The sequence below is a fragment of the Nostoc favosum CHAB5714 genome, assembly GCF_020829495.1.
Classification (GTDB): Bacteria; Cyanobacteriota; Cyanobacteriia; order Cyanobacteriales; family Nostocaceae; genus Nostoc; species Nostoc favosum.
Map to the genome: position 1 here is coordinate 1 of NZ_JAIVFQ010000200.1, position 4,672 is coordinate 4,672.

The window sequence follows — 4,672 nt, forward strand, 5'->3', positions numbered from 1 at the left end:
GGGGTAGATCTGGCGAAGCTGTCACCAAGTGCAAACTAAACCGTTTAGTTTAAAAACAGAGCATAACTATATACGTTTTTCTTTGAGTCAGGTGATCATTATCGCTTCTTGTGCGATCGTGTTAAGAGCGTAACCGCCCGTTATTGGCGATACCCAAAGGGCGATGGCGGACCACCTTCTGGCGATGGCGCGATCGCCGACAGGCGTACCGTAGGTATCGCTCTTTGAGCGGGCGATCGCATTCTAATAGAGATAATAAACATCCCTAAGAGAACATGAGGCCTCGTAGCATGGTTGCTCCCGAAGTGTTCATGCAGCTGTCTCAATCAGCAAACGTTCGTTCATATCCAGCTTGAAAGTACCATAGGGATTGATATGTAGCCAAATCAAAGGTGAAAGCGCCCGCAAGTCTTGTTTTTTCATTAACTTGATCCATTGCGGTTGTGACAACACCTGCTGAATCATTAATGTATTAATATACACCAAGGAAATTTGCAGCAGATGTAAGGATAAAATAGCCAACTCCTGATCTTCCAAACGATTAGTGGCAATTTCTCCACTCTTGCCATAAAAAATAAAACTATTAGCACTGTTCCAATTTTCAACTATATTAAGACCATCGTTAATTTCTCGACGTAGTTCCATCGAATGCAGATATTGACACAAAAAGATGGTCTTGACTGCTTTCCCCAATTCAGCTAAGGCTTGATAAGTAGGGTGTAATAAATTCCCCTTAGTAAAACGCTTCAAGATAGCATCAGTTTCTGCGATTCCTAAGCGAAGTGCAGTGGCATACTTAATCATTTGGTCGTATTGCTGACGAATTAAATCCCAGTTGATTGTACGAGTTAGAACAGGTTGTAGATTAGGATAAGCACTGCTACTTCCAGTAAAGGGGAAATACAATTTCTGAACGTTAATGCGTTTGAGACGTGGCATTAATTGAAAACCTAACAAATGGCAGAAAGCAAAAGCCACTTCACTTTGTCCATGACTGTCTACAAAGTTCTTCTCAACTTTCATCTCGGTACAATGGCGCAGTAAGCCTTCAATCATAGCTGCAACTTCACTAGAAGAACAGGTTTTTAGTTGTGAGTAAATACAGACAGAATTTTTTTCAACGTGCCAGTAAATCATCACACCACGACCACCATAACGAATGTGCCACTGGGTCATCAGATTCTGATCCCAAGCACCAAATTTTTTAGAATCAGAGGCGCAAGCAGCTGTACCTTCTCCCCAAATATGCTTTAATCTTGCTTGAAAAATAGCATTAGCAACATTGGTAATAGCGTTACGTAATTGTTGTTTGTGGATATAAGAACGTTTAACGTGTAACAATTCTTGATAACTACTGCCTCCTATTTCATCACTTAAACGTTTTAGTCCTGTATTTGTCCCCAAACCATATAAACACAGTAATAATCGTTTTTGTAAAAGCTTAGAGTCTAATACTTCTCTAGTCAAAACTGATTTAAAATGTTGAGTAAAATTTACACGAAAATCTGTCTCTTTGAGAACATCCAACAGACTAGTCTTTGGCCAACGGCGATTTATTTCAGTTTTTAAGCGCCATAAATTTATTGGTTCACTTTGAGGTTTAAGAGGTGATACAGAAATTCGAGACTTACCTTTATTTTTAATTTTAACGTACTTGTTTTTCGGTAATCCTGATTCTAACTGCATCAATGCTGAGTGCATTTGCTGTTGTAAATCAGCAATGAATTCCTCAACATCCGAGGGTTGTTGCAGAGCTTGAAAATAATCGGCTCGTTGCGCTTCAAAGTCTGTTGGTAAATCGGATTCTGGGTTGCGATAACGGTAAGCTCCGACTACCCAAATTTCTTTACACCTGAGTTTGTCTCTTAATGCTTGAAGCACACTTAATTCATAATTGATCCGATTGACCTTGATATCACCATCATTACTCCTTTCTAAGATTAACTCTTGCCAGTTACTCCGTAGGACTCCCTCAATAGGAATATTTTCTGAAGAGTCATAGTATCGTTGATTACTAAATGCATACTTTTTTAGTAACTCTAGTGCTTGAATGACTGGACGATGAACTTCATTATTTGAACGAAATTCTAGCTGCTCTAAAATTAATGGTAAAATTCTCCGGTAATGTCTACTATAAGAAGAGCGCATAATAGTATAAACTCGTTCGCGGTAGGCATTACCTGTTGATTTGTATTCTTTGACTAAATTTTTGAGAGTTGTTTCACTGACAACCGGAAAAATAACTTCTCTGATAACTCCATCTGGCTGTTGCAGAGAAGCCTCAGCCATTTGAAATAGTAAATTAGTCTTGCCGTTAACCTTTTTAAAGTCTTGCAGCAATTCTTGGTCTACACGTTTTTCGGCTTTAGCTCCTATACGATGTACAATTTGAATAATCAACTCTACTAAATTATCTATGATTTCTTGACTTCTCAAAGTCGCGAAAATAGCAACTAATGTGTAACGAATCGGCTCAGGATGGCGGCGTAAATCTTTTGGATACTCAACGACTACACGTTGTTTGTATTGTTGTAAAACTTTAGTTGGTATAGTTGTAAACAAATCAACAGGTAAGTCTAACTGGCGTAAAATTGATAATTTTTTTATTTCTGTTTGAAAACTTTCTACACCAATCCTTCCTGGGTCTAATTTTAATTCATTCCAGATTGATAGTTCTGCGGAATCAATAATTGATTCAGATAGTATTTCATTTAGGTTTGATTCCGAAGTGTAGGGCTGGAATAAGTTATCTATTTGTAATTTAGTTTGACTAGATAACTGTACAACAGTTTTTTGAAAAAATTTATCTTCAAAACTATGAAGAGCAGAGCGAATGATACGTTCTAAGCGATTGAGAGTTGGCGGCTCAATTTTCAGTTCTCGTAAACGAGCTGCTGCTGCATTTTTAAGTTGTTCAAATTTTAATTCATAAATTAACGCTTGTTCTGTTAACCAATTAACTAATTCTTCAGCATCATTGATAGTAGCTTCTCGAAATCCAAAAAGTTCTCTAATTTTCTTGCGGTAATATTTTATCGACCGTCCTTGCCAATTACAGTTTTGGTAAATACTTGGATAAATACCGAGTTGTTGTGTCACATAGTTAACAACTACAGCTGGAATTTCATGATCTGTTTCTGGAAATCTGGCTTCTAGCTGAAAAAACTTGAGTAATAGAGCAAAAATCAAACGATTTTGAGGATTTTTGTGCGCTAATAGCTCTAATTCCTTTGGTAACAGCGTCCAGTACTCCACCAGTTCTTCTGCTTGCCAGTTTCGTTTCATCATCTCTCACTCACTTGATAAAGAGTATACGCAATACTCTGTACTGGAAAAATTTAGCTCTAGTCAATATATGTATTAGTAAATTTATTATCAGAAATATTACTCAATTTTTATATACTTTTTGTTAAATTCTCTAAAGCAGATTTTGCTACTATTTCTGCTCTCGCACTAGTTACTTTTTGGTAGCGGAGAGTTGTTTGAATGTTTTCATGTCCCATTAGCGCCCGTAATTCTTCAATTCCCATCAATCCTACTCGCTCAGTCGCAAACGTATGGCGTAAGTCATGCAGCCTAATTCCTTTTAATTTCTCGCTTTGGTCAATCACTTCTCGCCAGTCTGCTGCTACAGCCTCATAACTGACTGAAAAATCTGCGCTAACTAAGCGTGAAAGTAATTCTCCAATTCTAGCTCCACTTCGATGCAGCAAGCGCACTATCGTCTCAAGTCTGGCATTAGATTTTTTCAACAAATCATACAAAATATCTAACTCTTGAGACGTGAGGTAGCGTATTATCTCGTCACTTTTGTGTTCTCCCCGTTCTTTCTCTGGTTTCCTCCGACTCAGACGGCTAGCTGGGTTTGATTGAATATAGCCAGATTCAACAGCAAAATTAAACAGAGCGCTGATTATCGCTTGATGGCGATTATGTGTTGTGTATCTTAAATCATCTAACCCAGCTAAGTAGTCTTTTAGGAGTTGACGGTCTATTAACTCTATAGGTAAGGAGCCGTGCCATTTCAGCAAAGATAGTAGCGTTTGTTCATAGGATTTGACTGTACTAGCAGCTAATCCTTGCCGAGAGAGAAAAGCTGTAGCAACTTGTGCTAATGTAGTTGTCAAGCTTCACCTCTTTCTCCAATTTAAAACACTACTATTCATCTCAAATACGCACTTAAATAAAATAACTAAGCATATACTTTAGTACATATTAAAGCTATGGACAATACCCCTCAACCCCAAGAAACGCTGTCCCAGTACGTTAAAAGAATACGTACTAGCCTTTCACAAGCGTCAAAATGATTTGGCAACCAAGGCAGGCATTCATCTTCAAAGTTTGGGTAAGATTGAACGTGGCTTGACTACTAAACTCAATAGTAAAAGCCAGCGTGGATTAGCTCGCGCATTGCAGGTTCCATCTGAGTACCTTGATGCAGTTATCCGGGGTGTACCCATGTCTGCAACCGATGTCCTCAAATTTTGCCCCGACTGCTGGACTCCCGGAACAACTCTTGAAGAAATCTGGTTATTGCCGCGATCACAGTTCTGTTTTCTGTGCGGTACGGCATTACGTAATAGTTGTGCTAAGTGTAATGAACCAATTACGTCATTGAAGTTTCGCTTTTGTCCTTATTGTGGCTTTCCATATAAGGCATCTAAGGATTCTG

General features: G+C 38.4%; 4 protein-coding genes. 1 reads left to right on the forward strand and 3 read right to left on the reverse strand.

The window, feature by feature from the left end:
- Positions 1 to 140 precede the first annotated feature (140 nt).
- The 3 genes from LC586_RS41025 to LC586_RS39600 all read right to left on the reverse strand — a co-directional run bounded on the left by LC586_RS41025 (position 141) and on the right by LC586_RS39600 (position 4,127).
- Positions 141 to 263: a hypothetical protein gene (locus LC586_RS41025; protein ID WP_267921807.1), complete on the reverse strand. Its 123-nt coding sequence runs from the start codon at positions 261 to 263 to the stop codon at positions 141 to 143.
- 46 nt (positions 264 to 309) lie between these two features.
- On the reverse strand, positions 310 to 3,285 hold the full coding sequence (locus tag LC586_RS39595; RefSeq protein ID WP_229491245.1) for a Tn3 family transposase: 2,976 nt from the start codon (positions 3,283 to 3,285) through the stop codon (positions 310 to 312).
- Between the two features lie 110 nt (positions 3,286 to 3,395).
- Entirely contained in the window at positions 3,396 to 4,127 is a 732-nt protein-coding gene (locus LC586_RS39600; protein ID WP_229491244.1) for a tyrosine-type recombinase/integrase, read from the reverse strand.
- A gap of 181 nt (positions 4,128 to 4,308) precedes the next feature.
- Here LC586_RS39600 and LC586_RS39605 point away from each other — a divergent pair.
- Positions 4,309 to 4,672 (forward strand): double zinc ribbon domain-containing protein (locus LC586_RS39605; protein WP_306423356.1); only part of this gene is annotated, 364 nt, incomplete at its 3' end.